Source organism: Microbacterium sp. (assembly GCF_044508325.1).
Lineage (GTDB): Bacteria > Actinomycetota > Actinomycetes > Actinomycetales > Microbacteriaceae > Microbacterium.
Map to the genome: position 1 here is coordinate 222,937 of NZ_JBIQHX010000001.1, position 19,108 is coordinate 242,044.

At 72.8% G+C, this 19,108-nt stretch carries 18 protein-coding genes, 1 tRNA gene and 1 pseudogene; 7 read left to right on the forward strand and 13 right to left on the reverse strand.

Annotated features, from left to right (window positions below):
* Positions 1-60: 60 nt before the first annotated feature.
* Positions 61-1,620 (reverse strand): histidine ammonia-lyase, encoded by a 1,560-nt coding sequence (hutH, locus tag ACIWQI_RS01060; protein ID WP_396655201.1) that lies wholly within the window; start codon positions 1,618-1,620, stop codon positions 61-63.
* A 61-nt stretch (positions 1,621-1,681) separates the two neighbouring features.
* On the opposite strand from hutH, the gene ACIWQI_RS01065 reads away from it, so the two are divergent.
* Entirely contained in the window at positions 1,682-2,563 is an 882-nt protein-coding gene (locus ACIWQI_RS01065) for an IclR family transcriptional regulator (protein WP_396655202.1), read from the forward strand.
* Here ACIWQI_RS01065 and ACIWQI_RS01070 read toward each other — a convergent pair.
* Positions 2,543-3,073, reverse strand: a pseudogene (locus tag ACIWQI_RS01070) (DUF998 domain-containing protein); the annotation flags it as partial. The gene ACIWQI_RS01065 and the pseudogene ACIWQI_RS01070 overlap by 21 nt on opposite strands.
* A 60-nt stretch (positions 3,074-3,133) precedes the next feature.
* A complete protein-coding gene (locus tag ACIWQI_RS01075; protein WP_396655203.1) occupies positions 3,134-5,503 on the reverse strand; it encodes a LuxR C-terminal-related transcriptional regulator in 2,370 nt (789 codons plus the stop codon).
* Between the two features lie 140 nt (positions 5,504-5,643).
* On the opposite strand from ACIWQI_RS01075, the gene ACIWQI_RS01080 reads away from it, so the two are divergent.
* Positions 5,644-5,907, forward strand: coding sequence for a PLDc N-terminal domain-containing protein (locus tag ACIWQI_RS01080; protein ID WP_396655204.1), 264 nt, complete (start codon positions 5,644-5,646; stop codon positions 5,905-5,907).
* Positions 5,908-5,910: 3 nt separating this feature from the next.
* Here ACIWQI_RS01080 and ACIWQI_RS01085 read toward each other — a convergent pair whose 3' ends face one another.
* Entirely contained in the window at positions 5,911-6,387 is a 477-nt protein-coding gene (locus tag ACIWQI_RS01085) for a YbaK/EbsC family protein (RefSeq protein WP_396655205.1), read from the reverse strand.
* A gap of 117 nt (positions 6,388-6,504) precedes the next feature.
* On the opposite strand from ACIWQI_RS01085, the gene ACIWQI_RS01090 reads away from it, so the two are divergent.
* On the forward strand, positions 6,505-7,578 hold the full coding sequence (locus ACIWQI_RS01090; protein WP_396655206.1) for a Glu/Leu/Phe/Val dehydrogenase dimerization domain-containing protein: 1,074 nt from the start codon (positions 6,505-6,507) through the stop codon (positions 7,576-7,578).
* A 1-nt stretch (position 7,579) separates the two neighbouring features.
* Here the strand turns inward: ACIWQI_RS01090 and ACIWQI_RS01095 are convergent, their stop codons facing one another.
* Positions 7,580-8,809 (reverse strand): MFS transporter, encoded by a 1,230-nt coding sequence (locus tag ACIWQI_RS01095; RefSeq protein ID WP_396655207.1) that lies wholly within the window; start codon positions 8,807-8,809, stop codon positions 7,580-7,582.
* On the reverse strand, positions 8,806-9,429 hold the full coding sequence (locus ACIWQI_RS01100) for an ArsR/SmtB family transcription factor (protein WP_396655208.1): 624 nt from the start codon (positions 9,427-9,429) through the stop codon (positions 8,806-8,808). Before ACIWQI_RS01100 ends, ACIWQI_RS01095 begins: the two co-directional genes overlap by 4 nt.
* A 68-nt stretch (positions 9,430-9,497) precedes the next feature.
* On the opposite strand from ACIWQI_RS01100, the gene ACIWQI_RS01105 reads away from it, so the two are divergent.
* The gene (locus ACIWQI_RS01105; RefSeq protein ID WP_396655209.1) at positions 9,498-10,253 is read left to right on the forward strand and encodes a VIT family protein; all 756 of its coding nucleotides are present in this window, start codon (positions 9,498-9,500) and stop codon (positions 10,251-10,253) included.
* Between the two features lie 21 nt (positions 10,254-10,274).
* Here the strand turns inward: ACIWQI_RS01105 and ACIWQI_RS01110 are convergent, their stop codons facing one another.
* The 5 genes from ACIWQI_RS01110 to galU all read right to left on the reverse strand — a co-directional run bounded on the left by ACIWQI_RS01110 (position 10,275) and on the right by galU (position 13,702).
* Positions 10,275-10,772, reverse strand: a complete 498-nt coding sequence (locus ACIWQI_RS01110; protein ID WP_396655210.1) for a hypothetical protein — start codon at positions 10,770-10,772, stop codon at positions 10,275-10,277.
* A gap of 186 nt (positions 10,773-10,958) precedes the next feature.
* Positions 10,959-11,031: transfer RNA gene (locus ACIWQI_RS01115), tRNA-Ala, on the reverse strand.
* Between the two features lie 49 nt (positions 11,032-11,080).
* The gene (locus ACIWQI_RS01120) at positions 11,081-11,974 is read right to left on the reverse strand and encodes a large exoprotein (RefSeq protein ID WP_396655211.1); all 894 of its coding nucleotides are present in this window, start codon (positions 11,972-11,974) and stop codon (positions 11,081-11,083) included.
* A gap of 191 nt (positions 11,975-12,165) precedes the next feature.
* Positions 12,166-12,810, reverse strand: coding sequence for a GNAT family N-acetyltransferase (locus ACIWQI_RS01125; RefSeq protein ID WP_396655212.1), 645 nt, complete (start codon positions 12,808-12,810; stop codon positions 12,166-12,168).
* A 7-nt stretch (positions 12,811-12,817) separates the two neighbouring features.
* Positions 12,818-13,702, reverse strand: a complete 885-nt coding sequence (gene galU, locus ACIWQI_RS01130) for a UTP--glucose-1-phosphate uridylyltransferase GalU (protein WP_396655214.1) — start codon at positions 13,700-13,702, stop codon at positions 12,818-12,820.
* A 32-nt stretch (positions 13,703-13,734) separates the two neighbouring features.
* Here galU and ACIWQI_RS01135 point away from each other — a divergent pair, with 32 nt between their 5' ends.
* From ACIWQI_RS01135 to mscL, 3 genes are read left to right on the forward strand one after another with little or no spacing between them, the layout of a single operon-like run.
* Positions 13,735-14,331, forward strand: a complete 597-nt coding sequence (locus ACIWQI_RS01135) for a 5-formyltetrahydrofolate cyclo-ligase (protein WP_396655215.1) — start codon at positions 13,735-13,737, stop codon at positions 14,329-14,331.
* 16 nt (positions 14,332-14,347) lie between these two features.
* A complete protein-coding gene (locus tag ACIWQI_RS01140; RefSeq protein ID WP_396655217.1) occupies positions 14,348-14,656 on the forward strand; it encodes an FmdB family zinc ribbon protein in 309 nt (102 codons plus the stop codon).
* 31 nt (positions 14,657-14,687) lie between these two features.
* On the forward strand, positions 14,688-15,065 hold the full coding sequence (gene mscL / locus ACIWQI_RS01145) for a large conductance mechanosensitive channel protein MscL (RefSeq protein WP_396655219.1): 378 nt from the start codon (positions 14,688-14,690) through the stop codon (positions 15,063-15,065).
* Between the two features lie 23 nt (positions 15,066-15,088).
* On the opposite strand, the gene ACIWQI_RS01150 is transcribed toward mscL, so the two are convergent.
* Both ACIWQI_RS01150 and ACIWQI_RS01155 read right to left on the reverse strand, forming a co-directional pair.
* Entirely contained in the window at positions 15,089-15,292 is a 204-nt protein-coding gene (locus ACIWQI_RS01150; protein ID WP_396655220.1) for a hypothetical protein, read from the reverse strand.
* Positions 15,289-18,972: an AAA family ATPase gene (locus ACIWQI_RS01155; protein ID WP_396655296.1), complete on the reverse strand. Its 3,684-nt coding sequence runs from the start codon at positions 18,970-18,972 to the stop codon at positions 15,289-15,291. Before ACIWQI_RS01155 ends, ACIWQI_RS01150 begins: the two co-directional genes overlap by 4 nt.
* Between the last annotated feature and the right edge of the window lie 136 nt (positions 18,973-19,108).

Genomic DNA, 19,108 nt, shown 5'->3' on the forward strand with positions numbered 1-19,108 from the left:
TCTCCTTGCTCGATGCCGGTCCTCCGCCGGGCGGAGGAGATCTGCGGGGGAAGGACGGGTTCAGCCGCTTCGGTCCTCCGCCGGTCCGTGCTCCTTCGCCGGGCCAAGCGCGGCGGCCCGCACGGCGCCCGAGAGCACGAGCTCGGCCGCCGTCTCGATGTCGGGGCTGAGGTAGCGGTCGGCGCCGGGACCTGCCACACCGGCCGACCGCAGCAGGTCGCGGGCGGCCCCGGTGCCCGGGCCCGCCTGCAGCGGAGCGCGCAGGTCGAGGGCGCGCGCGCCGGTGACGAGCTCGACGGCGAGCACGCGTGCGAATCCGTCGATCGCGCGGCGCAGCTTGCGCGCGGCCGCCCAGCCCATCGAGACGTGGTCCTCCTGCATGGCCGAGGAGGGGATGGAGTCGACGGATGCCGGGACGGCGAGCCGCTTGAGCTCGGACACGATGCCGGCCGCCGCGTACTGCGCGATCATGAGGCCCGAGTCGACCCCCGCCTCGGCGGCGAGGAACGGAGGCAGCCCGTGGCTGCGAGCGACGTCGAGGGCGCGGTCGGTGCGCCGCTCCGAGATCGAGGCGGCGTCGGCGACCGCGATGGCGAGGAAGTCGAGCACGTACGCGACCGGTGCCCCGTGGAAGTTGCCGTTGGAGCGGACGCTGCCGTCGTCGGTGATGACCGGGTTGTCGATCGCCGCCGCGAGCTCGCGCACCGCGATGGCGCGGGCGTGATCGAGGGTGTCGCGCGCGGCGCCGTGCACCTGCGGCGAGCAGCGCAGCGAGTACGCGTCCTGCACCCGCTTGTCCTCCGGTCCCTTGTGCGAGGCGACCATGGGCGAGTCGCCCAGCAGCGAGCGCAGGTTCGCCGCCGACACGGCCTGCCCGAGCTGAGGGCGCAGCGCCATGAGGTCGGCCGCGAAGACGGCGTCGGTGCCCAGCTGGCTCTCGATCGACATCGCGGCGGCGACGTCGGCCGTGTCCAGCAGCAGTTCGAGGTCCGCCAGGGCCAGCACCAGCATCCCGAGCATGCCGTCGGTCCCGTTGATGAGGGCCAGGCCCTCCTTCTCCTCCAGCACGAGCGGATCAAGGGATGCCTCGCGCAGCGCGTCGGCGGCCGCGATCCGCTTCCCGGCCAGTCTGACCTCGCCTTCGCCCATCGCGGCCAGGGCGACGTGGGCCAGCGGCGCGAGGTCGCCGGAGCAGCCCAGCGAGCCGTACTCGCGCACGATCGGCGCGATGCCCGCGTTGAGCATCGCCGCGTACGTCTCGACCACCACCGGTCGCACGCCGGTGTGGGCGGTGGCGAGGGTCTGCAGCCGCAGCAGCTGCAGCGCGCGCACGACTTCGGTCTCGACCTCGGGTCCTGTGCCGGCGGCGTGGGAGCGGATGAGGCTCGCCTGCAGCTGGCGGCGGCGCTCGGCCGGGATGAACGTGGTGGCAAGCGCACCGAAGCCGGTGGAGATCCCGTAGTGCGGATCCGGGTCGTCCGCGAGCGCCTCGACGAGGCGGCGGCCGGAGGCGACCTTCGCCAGGGCGCCGGCGTCGAGGACCACGCGGGCGCCGTGGCGCGCCACGGCGACGACCTCCTCGGGGCGCAGCGGGGCGGCGCCCACGGTGACAGTGCTCATGGCTCGATTGAACACGCCGCCGCTTCCGTCCGGCAGGGGTCCGTGACATCCTGTGTCTGTCATGCCAGACACTCGACCGCAGGTGCCCGCCGCCGATCAGACGTTGCGCATCCTCGCCTTCCTCGCCCGCCAGCGCGGGCCCGTCGCCGCGCGCACGGTGGCCGACCAGCTGGCCATCCCCCGATCGAGCGTCTACCACCTGCTCGCCACCCTGCAGGAGCACGGCTTCGTCGTGCACCTGAGTGCGGAGCGGCGCTGGGGCCTGGGCACCGCCGCGTCGGAGCTCGGCGGCGGCTACCTGCGGCAGGCGCCGCTGGCCCGGGTGGGGCGACCGTTGATCGCGGCGCTGGCCGACCGCGTCGGCGAAAGCGCCCATCTCGCCGTCATGAGCGGGCGCGACGTGGTCTACATCGTGGAGGAGCGGGCACCGCGCCGCCCTGCCCTCGTGACCGAGGTGGGCGTGCGCCTGCCCGCCCACCTCACCGCGAGCGGGCGGGCGATGCTGGCCGCGCTGCCGCGCCCGCAGGTGCGTGCACTCTACCCCGACCGGAGCGCCTTCGCCGATCGCACCGGACGGGGCCCGCGGACGCCGGCCGAGCTGCGCGAACTGCTGCGCGCGGTGCGCCAGGACGGGTTCGCCTCAGAGGACGGCGAGGTGACCCTCGGCCTGCGCTCGGTGGGGGTCGCGGTGCGCGACCACACCGGCTGGCCCACCGCCGCGGTCGCCGTCACCTGGCCCGCCGAGGCGACGGTCGACAGCGCTCGGCTGGCGCGCGTGGTCGCCGGCGCGGCGGCCCAGCTGGGCGGCCACCTGTACGGGCCGGGCGGCGGGCAGCGCCTCGCGGCGCGCGAGGTGGAGCCCGAACCAGCCGCACCAGCCGAGCGCGACGGTCGTGGCGACGAACTCCAGCGACGGCCCGACACTGAGCCCGACCCGGAATAGGGCGGCGAACGCCCCACCCAGCGCGATCACCCCCACGGCCGCTGCGCAGGTGGCCGAGACCCGCCGAGCTGCGCGGCCCGTCGCCCGGATCGCCGCCAGCAGCATCGCCGCGCACCCCGCGGCGAACCCGATGACGGCGAAGGTCACATGGACGGCGTCCGCGAGCGCGAACGAGGGGCTGCCGGGCAGCGGGCACCCCGCCGTGCAGGTCACACGCGAGGCCACCACGAAGCTCGCGCCGGCCGCCGCGATCGCGGCGGCCAGCCAAGCCCCCACGCGATCGGCGGGGGCACGGACGGCGCCCACGGCGACCGCCAGCAGCACCCCGCACACGCCGATGGCGAGCAGCGTCGTGTTGAACGCGCCGGCCACCGGCGAGTCGGGGGCTCCCAGACCCGAGACGTACACGTCGAGCGGATGCCGCCCGCGCAGCATCCAGATCATCACGACGCTCGACAGCATCCCCGCCGCGCTCGCCGCCGCCATCGCCCGCATCGCCGTCCGCACCATGGCGGTCACCGTAGGGACGCGCCGCGGCCGCGCGGGGGCGCCGGGACACTTGTCCCGCGATCAGCCGCCGGCGTGGGCGAGCGCGGCCGCCTGGGCGCGGGTGCGCACGCCGAGCTTGCGGTACATGGCGGAGTTCGCGTTGCGCAGCGTCTTCGGCGCGAGTCCGAGGCGGTTCGCGATCTCCGCGTCGCTGAGGCCGCGCGCGAGCAGGATCAGGATGCTGCGCTCCCGCTCGGTCAGCCCGTGGTGCCGGGCGGCGTGGTGCACCCGCTGTTCGAAGCGGGAGTGCCCCCGCTCCTCACGCGGAGTGCTCAGCCGCTCCGCCGCGGCCACGATCGCCCGCCAGTCCAGCGGCGGCGGAAGCGGCGGGGCGCCCAGGCGATGCGACCGCTCCCGGAGCGGTTCGCAGTCGGCGACGAACGAGTCGACGTACGTCGGCGGCAGCAGCGCCCGCACCTGCGGGATGTACGCGAGCACCGACTCCGCGAGGTGGAGGCAGGTGTGGACGGTGTCGTCGGTCGCCGCGGCGAGCGAGATCCCCATCGCGGCGTACAGCTGGCCGTGCCAGTAGCGCAGGCCCCGGGCCAGCCGCAGCGCCTGGCGGTAGGCGGCGAGCGCGGCATCCTGATCGCCTGCCGAGGACTCCGCGGCGCCCAGGGCGAGGTATCCGTGACAGCCCTCGCGGCGGTCCCCGGCCTCCAGGTGGATGCGCGCCAGCGGCCGGATCACCGAGAGCGCCGACGCGGCGGTGACCCCGGGGGTCAGCTGCACGCGGGTGAGCGCGCAGCGCGCGGCGAGCGACTCATCGCCCAGGCTCTGCGCGAGCCGCTCCGCCGCCGAGACCTCGCGAAGCGCCTCCGCGTCGCGTCGTGCCTGCTGGAGGGCGCGCGCCAGCTGGTACTTCAGCTGACCGCGCCGGAACGCCAGGCCCGCGCCCTGGGCGGTCTGCTCGGCGGCCGCGCAGAGCCGGATGGCGGCCTCGGCATCGCCCGCACGCAGCTCCGCGTAGGCGAGGTGCTCGGCCACGACCGTCTGCACCAGGGGTTCCGGGATCAGGGACCCGTCTGCATCGAGCACGCCCGCAGCGCGGGCGATCTCGCGCAGCACGTCGAGCTCGTCGCGGGCGCCCAGGTGGACCCGCAGCCGAGATCGCCAGGCGCGCAGCAGCGCGACATCGGCCGCCGACAGCGCGGCACGCGGGCGGTCGGCGGCGAGCATCTCGTCGATGATCTGCAGGCCGGTCCAGCAGTACTCGGTGGTCAGCAGCCAGGGCCCGAGCGCTGCGGCGGCCCGGGCGGCCGACGCAGGGTCCGTGCGCGCCGAGGCGGTCAGCGCGACGACATAGTTCGCCGCCTCCTCGCCGATCCGCCGCAGAGCCTCGGTGCGATGCGCGGTCTGCCCGCCGGCGTGGAGGGCCTGCGCCGTGTACCACCGCGCGTGGGCGGACCGGATCGCATCCCGATCGAGGTCGACCGTGGTGACGAGGTCGCGAACCGTGTCGCGAACCGTGTCCAGCAGCCGCACCCGACGGGTCGTGCCCACGTCGGAGACTTCCACGAGATGCGCACGGACGAGGCGGCCGAGGATGCCGGGAGCCCGCGCAGCCGCGTCGGAGCCCGCGGCGCGCAGGACACCCTCGAACGAGGCCGCGCTCGTCCAGCCGGCGAACTCCGCGAGGGCGCACAGCCCGGCCAGGGCATCGCGGGGCAGCGTGTCGATGCCCCAGGTCACCACGTCGCGCAGTCGGGTCTCCGGTCCGGGCTGCGGCACCGGCTCGTCCAGAAGGAACCCAGGGCCCGTCTCGCGGAGCCGCTCGAGGAGGTCCTGCGGGCTGAGGCCGGCGAACAGCGCCGCTGCCACCGTCAGGGCGAGAGGGTTGCCGTGCAGGGCCCGGGCGATGCGGCTGAGCTCGTAGTCGCTGGTGCGCGCCGAGACCTCGTCGTCCAGGTGCGTGCTCTCCCGCAGCAGCCGCACCGCGGCACCGCCGGCGTGGGTGTCGAGCCCGCGCACCACGATGTTCACCGCGCCGGGAAGCGCGACGGCGTACCGCGTGGTGACGATCACGACGGCCCCCGCCGCGAGCGCCAGCACCCGCTCGCAGTCATCCGGCGTGCGCAGCACCCGCTCGGCGGCATCGAGCACGACGACGGGCGGCTCGTCCGCGCTCGTGCGCTCCGCGGCATCCAGCGTCTCCCCGACGGCGTCGCGGATCTCGGCGCTCAGCCGCGGCAGATCCTTCCCGCCGACCTCGACGAACAGGATCGGCCGGCCGGGATCCTCGGCGGTGAGCGCGGCGGCGGCCTCGCGTGCGAGCGTGGTCTTGCCCATGCCGCCGGCGCCGCTGACCATGATCACGCGGCGGCGCTGGGCGATCGCAGCCAGCAGCGTCGTCAGCTCGTGCGGGCGCAGCGTAACGGACTGCCCTGGCATCGCTGCCCTCCTGCGTGCGACCGACGGCGGCCTCTCCCCGCCTCGGGACAAGTGTCCCGACCGGGCCGTGGCGGCGCAACCGCCCCCTAGTCTCGTCACACGCGGCCGGAACAGTCCGTCCGCGCAGAACGGAGAACGTGATGGTCTTCCTTCAGAGCGTCGAGACCGCAGTGGCTTCCGGCGCCGCCGTCTTCCTCGCGGTGCTGTGGTTCGTGCTGGCGGTCGCCCTGCTGGTGCTGTGGCTGATCGCGCTCATCAGCATCGGCCGGTCCACCGCGACCGCCGTGGAGAAGGGCGTGTGGAGCATCGTCGTGCTCATCTCGCCGATCATCGGGGCGATCGCGTGGCTCGCCATCGGCCGTCGCGCGGTCGCCTTCCCGCAGCGCGGCGCCGCCGGCGTGTGAGAGTCAGTCGACGCGGGCGACGGTGCCGCCGGTGAGGCGCACGAGTTCGTCGAAGGTCAGCGGGAACACCGTGTGCGGTGTTCCGCCGGCCGCCCAGATCTGGGGGTACTGCGCGAGATCCTCGTCGACGATGGTCGTCAGCGGCGCCGGGTGGCCGGTCGGTGCGACACCGCCGATCGCCTGCCCCGTGGCATCCCGTACCTGCTCGGGCGTCGCGCGCGCGATCGTCGCGCGGTCGAGACGCTGCGCGAGCGCCGCGGTGTCGACCCGGTGCGCGCCGCTGGTCATCACCAGGAGCGGCTCGCCGTCCGACCAGAACACCAGGCTGTTCGCGATCGCGCCCACCTCGACGCCCAGGGCGGCCGCGGCCAGCGGAGCGGTGGACGCCGCGTCGGGGAGCACCACGATCTCTCCGTCGATGCCCGCCGTACGCAGCGCGTCGTGGACGATTCGGCTTCGAGTGGGAAGGTTCACAGTCACCCGACCAGCCTACGGCGGTTGAAGCCTTCGGCCGACGGTGGTGTGATGGAGGCGGGCGCGGCAACGCCGTCGCGTCCGCAGCGCAGCGCCCACAAGGCCGGCCGAAGGAAAGAAGCGATGACGCACACTCTGCCCCTGCCCGACTTCACGCACGAACGCGTGGACGTGATCACCGGTCCGCGCAGCGGACTGTTCATCGTCGTCGCCCTGCATTCCTCGGTGCTCGGCTCCGCCCTCGGCGGCGCGCGGCTGTGGAACTACCCGCACTGGAGCGACGCCCTCGGCGACGCGCTGCGGCTGTCTGCCGCGATGACGCTGAAGAACGCCGCAGCGGGGCTCGACGCCGGCGGCGGCAAGGCGGTCATCGGCCTGCCCGAGGGCACCGTGCTCGACCCCGAACGGCGGCGCGCCGCCTTCCTCGACCTCGGCGATGCCGTCGAGTCGATGGCCGGCCTGTACCGCACCGCCGAGGACGTCGGCTCGACGACCGAGGACATGCTGGTCGTCAGCGAGCGCACCGCGCACGTCGTGGGGCTTCCCGACGCCGTCGGCGGTTCGGGCGAGCCCGCCGGGCCCACGAGCGTCGGCGTCTATGAGGCGCTGCGCGCGACCCTCGAGCGGGTCACCGGCTCGTCCGACATCACCGGACGCCGCATCACGATCTCAGGTCTCGGCCAGGTCGGCAGCCGCCTCGCGGTGCGCCTGTCGGTGGAGGGAGCAGACCTCACCGTCACCGACGTCAACCCCGCCAAGCGCGACCTGGCTGCCGAGCTCGGAGCCGCGTGGGTGCCCCCGGGCGAGGAGCATCTGATCGCCGCGGACGTGTTCGTGCCCGCCGGCATCGGAGGCCTGCTCACCGACGAGGTCATCGACGCGCTCGAGGCCGAGGCCGTCTGCGGCCCCGCGAACAACCCGCTCGCCGAGCGGCGCGGAGCACGCCGGCTCGCCGAGCGCGGCATCCTCTACGCTCCCGACTTCGTCGTGAACGCGGGCGGCGTCATCTATCTCGACCTCGAGGCGAAGAAGCTCGGCACCCGCGCCGAGATCATGGAGCGCGTGGGCCACATCGGCGACACGGTCCGCCGGGTCTTCGACGAGGCCGAATCGCGCGGCATCACGCCCCTCGAAGCCGCCGAGGAGCTGGCCGCCGAACGCCTGCGGGACGGCTCCCGCGCCCACGCCACCGCCTGACTCAGTCTGCGCCCGGCACCTCGGGAGCACGCCGGCCGATGAGGGCGATGACGCCGCCCGCCAGGACGGCGGCGATCGTGACGGCCAGCAGCACCCGGTAGTCGATCGCGACGAGCAGTCCTGCGCCCACGATCGAGATCGCCGTCTGGGGCAGGTTGAACATGACGTTTCCGGCAGCCGAGGCCCGGCCCTGCAGCTCGTCGGGCGTGGCGCGCTGGCGCAGCGTGACGAACGCGACCACGACGATCGGGATGCCCAGGCCCATCACGACCATGCCGGCCCCGGCGAACCACACCGACGTTCCCAGCAGGGGCACGGTGCCCACGGCCACGAGCAGCATCCCGAGCGCCGCCGCGCGTGCCTCGCCCATGCGGGTGACGATGAACCCCGACAGCAGACCGCCGACGACGGCGCCGATGCCCTGCAGCGGCATGAGCAGTCCCAGCACCGCGGGGTCGACCGACATCGCGTCGAGGACGGCGAACACCGCGATGTTCAGGATGCCGGTGGCGCCGAACGCGATCGCGATCGCGATCGTGAGCATCCGCAGGGGGCGGACGCGGTACAGGTGCTCGAACCCCGCGCCGAGCTCGCGCAGGTAGCCGCGCACGCCGCTGCGCACGGTCTCGCCCCGCTCGGGCGCGGTGCTTCCCACCGGCAGGGCCGTCAGGATCGCCGCGGCGACGGCGAAGCATCCCGCCGTCAGCGCGACGACCGCCTGCGGGCCGATCCACACGTACAGGGCCGTGCCGATCAGCGGCGAGACCAGACGCAGCGCGTTGTCGATCGTGGACAGGATGCCGTTGCCCGGTGCGAGCTGGTCGTCGCTGAGCATCGAGCGGATGATGCCGGACTGGGCAGCGCCGGTCAGGTAGCCGCAGGAGCTGTACACGAAGATCGCGGCGTAGACGATCCACACGGATTCGGCCGATCCCACCAGCAGGAGCGTGAGGATCACGGGCACCAGCACCAGGTTGGACGCCACCAGCAGCCGCTTGCGCGGCAATCGGTCGGCGAGCATCCCGAGGAAGGGCGCGAGCACCGCCGGAAGCCCGAGCGCGACGAAGACGAAGGCGCCCGCGACATCCGATCCGGTGAGCTCTTTGACCCACACCGCCGCCATGAGGAACAGTGCGCTGTCGGCGAGGTTCGTGAACACCCAGGCGCTCGCGAGGCGCCGGAACCCCGGTGCGCGCCACACCGACGTGCGAGCGGGCGCCTCGGCGCTCATCGCTGCTCCTCGGCGGCGCGTGCGGTCGGGCTGGAGTACGGCTCCGGGTTGGCGACGGCCACCATCCGCGCGAACCGCGCCCCCTCGGGGCGCTTGGACGGATCGGCGCTGCGGCCGGCGAAACGCTCGGTGATCTCCTGCAGATCGCGGCTGAGCTGGGCGAGCTCTTCCGCGGTCGCCCAGAAGGTCGAGCGCGTGAAGGTGGATGCCTGCACCCACTCGTCGCTCTCCTGATCGGCGTTGGCGAAGTAGCCGCGGATGCGCTCCCATTCGGCGTCGAGCCCGAGGACCGCCAGCTCCTGGAATGCGCGCGTCGACCCGATCGAGCCGGGTTCCGGACGCATGTCCCACGACCGTGCCGCCGCCCGCCACGGCTTCTCGCGGCCGCGCGCGGGAGCCCGTTCGGCGAATCCGTACTTCTCGAGCATGCGCAGGTGGAACGAGCAGCTGGCCGCCGATTCACCCAGCAGCTCGGCGCACTCGGTCGCGGTGATCTCGTTGCGCTCGGTGAGGATGTCGAAGATCTGCAGCCGCAGCGGGTGTGCCAGGGCGCGGATGCGCACCGGGTCGGTCACCTGCTGATACGGGGCGGCGTCGGGGGTTGCGCTGTCGTCCGTCATGCGACGACGATACAACTCGAAAGAGACCTTTCGCAAGGGTTCTTTCGCAAGTGATCTTTCGCTTCCGCATGAGCATCTGCACCCCCCCCCGTGCCGCTATCGTGGCCTGCGTGGCGGATGCGACACACGACGAGCCCCATCGCGAAGGCCTCGCCCAGCGGCTGAACTGGCTGCGCGCCGGAGTGCTCGGCGCCAACGACGGGATCGTCTCGGTGGCGGCGGTGGTCGTCGGCGTGGCCGGTGCGACCTCTCACTCCGGCGCGATCCTGCTCGCGGGACTTGCGGCCCTCGTGGGCGGCGCCGTCTCGATGGCGCTCGGCGAGTACGTCTCGGTGAGCAGCCAGCGCGACACCGAGCGCGCGCTCATCGCGAAGGAGCGTCGCGAACTGCGCGAGATGCCCGCCGAGGAGCTCGAAGAGCTCACCGACCTCTATCGCGCCAAAGGACTGTCCGCCGACACCGCGCGGCAGGTCGCGATCGAGCTCACCGCCCACGACGCCCTCGCCGCCCACCTCGAGGTCGAGCTGAAGATCGATCAAGCCGACGTCGTCAGCCCCTGGTACGCGGCCTTCGCCTCGGCGGTCGCGTTCACGGTCGGCGCGCTGCTACCGCTGGCGGCGATCCTGCTGCCCCCGGAGGGCTGGCGGGTGCCGATCACGTTCGTCGCGGTCATCGCGGCACTCGCGGTGACCGGCGCCGTGGCCGCTCACCTCGGCGGGGCCTCCCGCCTGCGCGCGATGGTGAGAACCGTGATCGGCGGAGCGCTCGCACTCGTGGCGACGTTCGGCATCGGAACGCTGCTGGGCACGGCCGGCCTCGGCTGAAGGCGGCGGCGACCGCGTCGTTCACCGGCATGTGCGGGCACTCCGGCCCCAGGGCCGGTCGTACAGGACCGCCAGCCGGGACAGCGCGAGAGCCGCCACCAGCAGCCCGAGATCACGCAGGGCGACGTCGTAGAACCCGGAGTAGGTCAGCAGGGTGATGATGATCGCGGCGAGCCACAGCGCCACCACATAGCTGGCGTACCGCGGCTTGATCGCGATCGCGATGCCCGCGATGATCTCGACCACGCCCACGACGTACATCGCGGTCTGGGCCGAGAACGGCAGCAGCGTCACGATCCAGGGCGCCAGATAGCCCGGCCAGTCGGTCAGGACGTTGAAGAACTTGTCGATCCCCATCCACAGCGGCAGCACGACGAAGCCGGCGCGCAGGATCCAGAACGCCGCGAAGGCCGGATCGGATCGCAGGCGCGACCAGAACCCCTCCCCCGCGGCAGACGCGGACTCGGCGGAAGCGGACGTGCGCGCGGGCGCGACGACGGTGTCAGTCGATTCGGACATCTTCGGCCTTTCTAAATACACGATCAATGTGTTTAGAATGCCAGCGGCGAACTCTTTCGTCAAGACTCTTGGTGATAGAAAGCGCACGACCAGCGGCATTGCGGGGCGCGCGCGACGCAGAGGCCCACGACCCAGGGGCGGCGCCGACGAGAAGAGCCCGGCCGATGGGGCCGGGCTCTCACAGGGTGGACCTGAGGGGATTCGAACCCCTGACCTTCTCATTGCGAACGAGACGCGCTACCAACTGCGCCACAGGCCCGTGAACTCAGCAAGATTATCACGCTCCGCGGAACCCGCAGGACGAGGCGTCAGCCGGCAGCACGGGAGGCGAGCAGCCGACGAACGTGCGCCTCGATCTCGGCGTCGTCGGCCGGGCCGGCGAGGAGATCCGCGCGCGCCGCGCGGGCGGCGGCGATGTCGGGCGGACGCTGCCGCTCGGCCTTGGAGCGCAGCGCCTCTTCGAGCGCCGCTTCGCGCAGCGCGCGTCGGGCCTCGGCGGTGTCGAGCACGGCAGCGGCGCTCGATCCCGCCGCCGAGGAGAGCGGCTGCGGCAGCGAGCGCGGCGTCCAGGTGCGGTCGTCCACGAGTGCCGTGGACGGCGCCGCAGCCATCGGAGGCGCGGCCGGAACGGGGTCTGGAACGACGGCGCGCGCGGCGGTGCGCGCCGCGATCCGCGCCATCCGCCGCAGCAGGAGCCCGCTCAGCGCGGTCACGCCGACTCCCGCCCAGAGCGCCACCTGCGAGCCGGTGGCGACGACCTCCCAGGCGCCCCATCCGGCAAGGCCCAGTCCGGCCACCCCGAGGGCGATGAGCGTCGCCCTCGCCCGCGAGCGGGCGCGGGCGCGCCGGATCTCCGGCTGCGCGCGGGCGGCGGCGCGCTCGGCCCGCGCGCGTTCGCGGGCCAGCCGCGCCTGCTCGAGCTCGGCACGGGATGCCTCCAGCCGAGCCTCCTCGCGCTCGGCGGCGGCCCGCCGCGCGAGACGCTGCTGGGCCAGCGCCGTGCGGGTGCTGAGCTCGAGGCGGACCTCCTCCGGCGTCTCGCTGGTCTCGGCGAGGATGCGCAGCGCCTGGTTGAGCCGGACGGCGTTGCGCTCGGCGGCGTTGAAGCGGTGACGGCTGTGCCAGCTCGGCAGCAGGTATACCAGCCACAGGAGCACCGCCACCAGGACGATCACGCCCCCGCCCAGCACCTGCCCGCCCATGCGGTCCACGGTAAGCGACCCGCGGCGTCGCGCTGCGGCATCCTCGCGCGTGTCGCACTCTCGACGTCAGGTGGAAGGTGACCCTCGTCCGGCGAGCCAAAAGCCTGGCCCGTCACGAGACACGCCGATGGTGGCGATGCCGCACTCGGCGTGTCACATCACCGACCCGACTTTCGGCCCGGCGGGTGAGGTCAGGCGGGCATGCGATCCGACGGCGGCACCGTCGCGGCGTCCTGCGGAGCACGACCGGAGACCCAGCGGCGCAGCACCCCCTCGGGCACCTCCTCACGCACGAGCGCGAACGCGTAGTGGTCCCGCCAGCCGCCGTCGATGTGGATGTAGCGTCTGCGCAGCCCCTCGTAGCGGAAGCCGAGCTTCTCGACGACGCGCAGGCTCGCGCGGTTCTCGGGCCGGATGCAGATCTCCATGCGGTGCAGGTGCAGGTCGGTGAAGCAGATGTCGGTGGCCAGCGCCACGCTGGTCGGAGTGATCCCCCGCCCGGCGAACCGCTCACTCACCCAGTAGCCGATGGTCGCCGACGACAGCGAGCCGCGGGCGATGCCCCATACGTTGAGCTGACCGGCGATCTCGCCTTCGTACTCCATGACGTAGGGGACGCCGTTCCCGTCCCGGTGCTGCTGGAGCAGCCGGCGGACGCCTGCGCGCATGTCGAACGAGACCGGGCCGTCGGGGCTCGTCGCCTCCCACGGCCGCAGCCAGGAGCGGTTCGAGAGCAGCTCGTTCTGCAGCGTGCGCGCGTCACGCTGGCGCACGAGACGAATGGACACGGGGCCGTAGGCGTGCGGACTGGTCGCTTCCACTCGCCCTCCCCTCATCGGGCGGCTAGAGGTTCGCCGCGAAGTCCTTGATCCACGGCCGCAGCTCCGGACCGAGGTCCTCGCGGTCGACCGCGAGCTGCACGATGGCCTTGATGTAATCAAGCCTATCCCCGGTGTCGTATCGGCGACCGCGGAAGATCACGCCGTACACGCCCGGTCCGGCAGAGTCCGCCGCCAGTTCCTGCAGCGCGTCGGTCAGCTGGATCTCGCCGCCCTTGCCGGGCTCGGTCCGCTCGAGGATGTCGAAGACCTCCGGCGTGAGCACGTACCGGCCGATGATCGCGAGGTTCGAGGGCGCGTCCTCGGAGGCGGGCTTTTCCACAAGCCCCGTCACCCGCACCACGTCGGGCTCATCGGTGGGCTCGACCGCCGCGGCCCCGTACAGGTGGATCGCCTCCGGGTCGACCTCCATCAGGGCGATCACCGTCGCGCCGCGGCGCTCGTGCTGGGCGATCATCTCCGCCAGCAGCCCGTCGCGCTCATCGATGAGATCGTCGCCGAGCATCACCGCGAACGACGCATCGCCCACATGGGCTCGCGCGCGCAGCACGGCGTGGCCGAGTCCCTTGGGCTCGCCCTGACGGACGAAGTGGATGTCGGCGAGCTCATTGGACTGCTGGACCTTCGCCAGCCGCTCCTCGTCGCCTTTCTCGCGCAGGTTCTGCTCGAGCTCGGGCACCGAGTCGAAGTGATTGGACAGATTGTTCTTGTTGCGGCCGATGATGATGAGGATGTCTTCGATCCCGGCCCGGGTGGCCTCCTCGACCACGTACTGGATCGCGGGCTTGTCGACGACGGGGAGCATCTCCTTCGGCATCGCCTTGGTGGCGGGCAGGAATCTGGTGCCCAGACCCGCGGCGGGTATCACAGCCTTCATTGCATGCGACATGGCCCCCAGTCTATCGAGCCTAGAATCGGAGCATGCCGTCCGACGTCGACAACGCCAAGCGCGCACTGCGCGCCGAGCTGAGGGAACGTCGGCAGCTGCTCTCCGACGCACAGCGACGCGCCGCCGCCGACGGTGTCACCGCGCAGCTGGACGCGCTCGTGGAGGCCCACGGCGCGAGATCCGTCTCCTGCTTCCTGTCCACGGCGACCGAACCGGGCACCCGGGACTTCATCCGTGGCGCGATGGAGCGCGGCATCCGTGTTCTGCTGCCGATCATGCGCGCGGACGGGCTGCTCGACTGGGTCGTCTCCGACCCGGGGCAGGAGGTCGTCGAGGCGGCGCTGGGCGTGCCCGAGCCGGTCGCCGAGGTGCTCGGCCCGATCGCAGTCGGCGACGTCGACGTCATGATCATCCCCGCCGCCGCGGTCGACCGCACCGGCATGCGCCTGGGATGGGGGCGCGGCTACTACGACAAGACGCTCGGCTCGATGGAGCGGCGCCCGCCGGTGTACGCGGTCGTGTTCGACTCCGAATTCGTCGACGAGGTTCCGTCGGACGCGCAGGACGAGCGCGTCGACGGCGTCGTGACCCCCACTCGCACGATCCCGATCGCGCGCGAGGCGCGCTGATATCCGAAAGGCCCCTATGCCCACCTACGCCTACGCCTGCAAGCAGTGCGGGCACCGCTTCGACGCCGTGCAGTCCTTCAGCGAGCCGGCGCTGACCGAGTGCCCCGTGTGCACCGGACCGCTGCGCAAGGAGTACGGCTCGATCGGGGTCACCTTCAACGGCTCGGGCTTCTACCGCACCGACTCGCGGGCGGACGCGCGCGGCGGCTCCGGTGCGAAGGGGGGCGGGGATGCCGGCGGCACCGGAAACGGTGGCGCACCGAGCCCGAGTCCGACAGGATCGAAGACCGAGGCGAAGGCCTCGCCCGCATCGTCGGGTTCGTGACCGGCGCACGCCGGAGACCGGAGGGGTTCGCATGATCAAGGGCTTCAAGGAATTCATCATGCGCGGCAACGTCATCGACCTTGCCGTGGCCGTCGTCATCGGCGCTGCGTTCACGCTGGTGGTCAACGCGTTCGTGGACGGCATCATCAACCCGCTCATCGGGCTGTTCTTCCAGGCCGACTCGCTCAACGACCTGACGATCGGCGTCTTCGCGGTCGGAGCCGTCATCGGCGCGATCATCAACTTCCTCGCCGTCGCGCTCGTCGTCTACTTCGTGTTCGTGTACCCCATGAACAAGCTGAAGGAGCGGCAGGCTGCGAAGGCCGGGGTCGTCGACGAGGCCGAGCTGCCCAGCGAACAGCAGCTCCTCGTGCAGATCCGCGACCTGCTCGAGAAGCAGAGCTCCTGACCGGCGCCGAGCGGCCGCGCAGATCAGTAGTGCGGCGGCTTCTCGCGCCGCATCCGCTCGTCGTTGGGGCCGGATGCCCCGTCGTCCCGTGCGGCCGCGGCATCCGGCTCCTCGTCGTCCGGGGCCGGCGGCTCCGAGGTCGTGCCGGGCGCGGGCGTGAGCTGGGCGCGGCGGCCGTGCCGCGAGCGCACGATGCGCTGCCGCGGCGCGGCCGGCTCGTCGTTCATTCGTCGATGACGGCGATGGGCTGCGTGTCGGTGTCGGCCGTCGGCGTCTCGGGCTGGATGCCGAGGATGCCGGCGACGCGCGCAGCCACCGCGGCCGGGTCGCTGTACAGATCGAAGGCGTGCACCCGCACATAGTGCCAGCCCAGGCGCCGCAGCACCTGGGGGCGCAGCCGCAGGGACTCGCGCAGCGACTCGCCGCGGGACTCGGGATCGCTCTCCACGACGACGGCCTTGCCGGCGTGCTGGGCCACCAGCGGCAGCAGTCCGCGGTAGTCCACATCCACGGAGGCGCCCAGGCGCCGCAGCTCGCGGGCCAGCGTCAGGGTCAGCGGATCGGCGAGGTCTTCGAGCCGTGCCTCCCGGGCGCGGGCGGCGATGCCGCCGAGGATCGTCATCAGCGTCTGGGCGCCGTGCTCCAGACGCCCGTCGTCGAAGGCGGAGGGGCGGATCGACGACACGATCACCATGGAGCGGCGGGCGCGGGTCATGCCGACGGTGAGCAGCCGGTCGCCGTCGGGCGACGACAGGTCGCCGAAGTCGCTGAGCACGCGGCCGTGCTTGGTCAGGCCGAAGCCGAGCGAGAAGATGACGCGGTCACGGCTCTCGGCGACCGACTCCTCCAGCGTCAGCACCGCGAAGGTCTCCGCGGTGTCCCGCGAGACGAAGTCGGCGACATCCGACCGGCCGGCGAACGCCGATATCACCGCGGCACGCACCCGTTCAGCGTGCCGGCGGCTGGCGGTGACGACCATGAGCGACTCGGTCGGCCGGTTCACCGCGTGCTCGACGACGAGGCTGACGACGCGGGCGACCTCCGCCTCCGGGCTCTCCACCGCGCCGGTCTCGGGATCGGGTGCGCCGACTCCTCCCTCGACGTAGTCGACGCTCAGGCTTCCGCGGCCGAGATACGATCCCGCCCACGGCAGCGAGACGATCTCGCCGTCGTAGAAGGCGTCGTTGACGAGAGAGGCGAGGTCCTCTCCCCCGGCGCGGTAGCTGTGGGTGAGGGTCAGCGTCGGGAACAGCTCGCCCAGCCGCTGGAACACGGAGACGTCGTCGAACGGGAGCGGGTCGTCCGCGACCGGCTCGGGCGCCGGCCCGGCGCCGACCTCGAAGGGAGTGGGTCGCTGGGTGACCGGGTCGCCGAACACGACGACCTGTCCCGCGCGCCGCAGCGCCGGAGCCGCCTCGGCGAGGCACAGGGCTGCAGCGTCCGCGATGATGACCGCGTCGAAGCGCACGTCGGCGGGGATGAGCGGCACCTCGTAGGGGGAGGCGATCCACACCGGCACGAGTGCCCTGGTCAGCGCGGGGGCCACCGCGAACAGGGCGTCGGGCGTCGGCGTCGCGCGCAGCACGCGCTTGAGCGCGTCCGCCTCCTCCGGCTCGTCGACGACGGCGATCCGCCAGCGGGTCGCGAGCGTCCAGGCCAGCAGCGGCCCCGACGCGGACGCGTGCGCCTCGTCGACGAGGCGGAAGTCGCGTTCGAGCCGGTCGACGACCGAGGTGTTCGCGCCCAGGAGGGCGCGCCGCGTGCTCAGCAGGTGCTCCAGCGCCGACTGCCACCACGCGAACTCGAGCTCGTCGCCGACGCGGTCCTCCGGCACGTGCCGGATCGAGAGATCGGTCAGCAGCGGCTCCAGGCCGAGCGCCGACAGCTCGGTGCGCAGCGTCGCACGTTCGATCAGGTTGTCGAAGAACGCGGACTCGGCGGCCAGTCCCGCCAGCACGCGGACGAGCTGGGCGACGGGCCGGGCGGCGAGCCTTTCGGCGCCGGTGCGCTCGAGCGGCCGGTCGAGCTCGGCCAGATCGTCGTGCACACGCTGCCAGAGCGCGCGCACATCGGCCAGCCCCAGAGGCACCTCCGGCGCCGTGCCCACATCGACGTAGCGCTGCCACCGGGTGCGCAGCTGCTGTATCCGCAGCAGCCACTCGTGCATGTCGGTGATGTGCACGCCGGGGCGGACGTATTCACGGGAGAGCCGCTTCAGGTGCCGGCGCGTGCCGCCGCTCATGCGCGGCGCGTCGCGGCGGGGGCCGTGCGCCTGGATCAGCTCGGCGAGCGGACGCTCGAAGACAGTGGGGCTGAACCGGTCGAGACAGTCGCGGATGCCCGCGAGCAGGTCGAGGTACTCGCCGAGTTCGTCGATCGTCGCGAAGGGGCGCATGCGTGTACCGCCGATGAGCTCATACGCCCGCTCCAGAAGCAGCGGGAGCTCGTCGCGGTGCAGCAGGACCGCCAGCTCATGGGCGGCGCGCGCCTGTTCCGACGTCGCGAACGACACCCCGTACCAGGGGGAGTCGTCCGGCCCGAAGCGGAACTCGCCCAGGCGCGCGGCGGTGGCGAGGGCGGATGCGGCGGCCTCCCTCCCCTGGGCGAGCGACTCCAGCGTGACGGCATCCAGGCGGGCGGAGGTGGCCGGCGGCGGATCCTTCGCCGCCAGCTGGGTGAGGGTGCGCAGCGCCTCGAGCGCCGAGACGCCCAGCCGCGCGTCGCGCGCGGTCAGCGCCTCGCGGTAGTCGACGAGCACGCCGCGCAGTCGCACCAGCGCCTCGTCGACCTCGGCCAGCGCGGGCTTCTCGGCCTTCTCGTTGCGGCCGATCGCGCGGATGAGGTCGCGGCGCAGACTCGACGGCGCGACCGCGAGCCCGGGCAGCCCGATCCCCGCCAGGCGATGGCGCACCCCGTCGATCGTCGACCGACGGGCGCTGACGACGAGCACGCGCCGGCCGGCCTCGACCAGCGCGCCGATGGCGTTGATGATCGTCTGGGTGCCGCCGGTGCCCGGGAGTGTGCGCACCGCGACCGACTGCCCGGCCACGATGCGCGCGAGCACGTCCTCCTGTTCGGCGTCGGCGTCCAGCAGCAGCGTGTCCGACGCGGGCGGGCGCTCGTCGGGTCCCCGGCGCGGCGGCAGAGGCTCCTCCTGCATCACCTCCTCGCGCGCGGCCGCATGGCCGGCGAGGGCATCCAGGACGGGATGCGCGAGATCGGCGGCATCCCGCGCCATGCGCGCTCCGACGTCGGCGAACGTGGAGGCGACCAGCCGCGGCCGCACGCTGAAGGTCTCGATCGACGAGGTGACCGCGCGGAGGTGGTCGATCACCGGCTGCGGCTTGAAGACGCCGTCGGCCAGCGCGATCCGCGCCAGGGCCTCGCCGTCGAGGTCGATGCCGAAGTGCTCGCGCAGGGCGCGCACCAGCTCGGGGTTCACCGTGAAGGCACCGTGCAGCTTCACCTCGAAGTCGTCGTGGTGGCGGCGGATCGCCATGGGCCGCAGGAGCACGGGCGCGGTGTACGACGGGCCGCCGATCCGCCAGGACGCCAGGCCGACGGCCAGGTGCACCGCGTCGATGCCGCGCACCGTGCGCAATTCGAGGTGCTTCGCGGTGATGCGCGATGCCGCGATGCCGGCGGTGCGCAGCGCCACCTCGTCGCGGAACAGGTTGGACAGCAGGGTCGACTTGCCGGTGATGAACGGCGGGATGCTGCCGGGATGGGCCTTGGTGAACTCGATGCCCGACTCGGGGTCGTCGGCGAACTGCAGCAGCGTCGAGCGCCCGCCCAGTTCGGCGGCCTCGGCGCGCAGGCGCTCACGCTCCGCGTCGGCCGCATGGGCGACCTGCGCGTCCGACTCGGCGACGCCGAGATCTCCGGGGGTCACCGCCGCCGCGGACATCTCGTCTCCCGCGCCGGTCACGACGCTCCCTGCTCGCCACACACCCGCAAGACTAGGCGGGCCCGGTGCCCGCGCTCCGCATCCCCGCCGAGTTTCGCCGGATTGCACGACACGCCGTCGCCACCAGGAGGTTGTC

Coding starts and splice junctions, on each gene's coding strand:
- hutH (WP_396655201.1), bottom strand. CDS start 1,620: ATGAGCACTGTCACCGTGGGCGCCGCCCCGCTGCGCCCCGAGGAGGTC.
- ACIWQI_RS01065 (WP_396655202.1), top strand. CDS start 1,682: ATGCCAGACACTCGACCGCAGGTGCCCGCCGCCGATCAGACGTTGCGC.
- ACIWQI_RS01075 (WP_396655203.1), bottom strand. CDS start 5,503: ATGCCAGGGCAGTCCGTTACGCTGCGCCCGCACGAGCTGACGACGCTG.
- ACIWQI_RS01080 (WP_396655204.1), top strand. CDS start 5,644: ATGGTCTTCCTTCAGAGCGTCGAGACCGCAGTGGCTTCCGGCGCCGCC.
- ACIWQI_RS01090 (WP_396655206.1), top strand. CDS start 6,505: ATGACGCACACTCTGCCCCTGCCCGACTTCACGCACGAACGCGTGGAC.
- ACIWQI_RS01095 (WP_396655207.1), bottom strand. CDS start 8,809: ATGAGCGCCGAGGCGCCCGCTCGCACGTCGGTGTGGCGCGCACCGGGG.
- ACIWQI_RS01100 (WP_396655208.1), bottom strand. CDS start 9,429: ATGACGGACGACAGCGCAACCCCCGACGCCGCCCCGTATCAGCAGGTG.
- ACIWQI_RS01105 (WP_396655209.1), top strand. CDS start 9,498: ATGAGCATCTGCACCCCCCCCCGTGCCGCTATCGTGGCCTGCGTGGCG.
- ACIWQI_RS01110 (WP_396655210.1), bottom strand. CDS start 10,772: ATGTCCGAATCGACTGACACCGTCGTCGCGCCCGCGCGCACGTCCGCT.
- ACIWQI_RS01120 (WP_396655211.1), bottom strand. CDS start 11,974: ATGGGCGGGCAGGTGCTGGGCGGGGGCGTGATCGTCCTGGTGGCGGTG.
- ACIWQI_RS01125 (WP_396655212.1), bottom strand. CDS start 12,810: ATGAGGGGAGGGCGAGTGGAAGCGACCAGTCCGCACGCCTACGGCCCC.
- galU (WP_396655214.1), bottom strand. CDS start 13,702: ATGTCGCATGCAATGAAGGCTGTGATACCCGCCGCGGGTCTGGGCACC.
- ACIWQI_RS01135 (WP_396655215.1), top strand. CDS start 13,735: ATGCCGTCCGACGTCGACAACGCCAAGCGCGCACTGCGCGCCGAGCTG.
- ACIWQI_RS01140 (WP_396655217.1), top strand. CDS start 14,348: ATGCCCACCTACGCCTACGCCTGCAAGCAGTGCGGGCACCGCTTCGAC.
- mscL (WP_396655219.1), top strand. CDS start 14,688: ATGATCAAGGGCTTCAAGGAATTCATCATGCGCGGCAACGTCATCGAC.
- ACIWQI_RS01150 (WP_396655220.1), bottom strand. CDS start 15,292: ATGAACGACGAGCCGGCCGCGCCGCGGCAGCGCATCGTGCGCTCGCGG.
- ACIWQI_RS01155 (WP_396655296.1), bottom strand. CDS start 18,972: ATGTCCGCGGCGGCGGTGACCCCCGGAGATCTCGGCGTCGCCGAGTCG.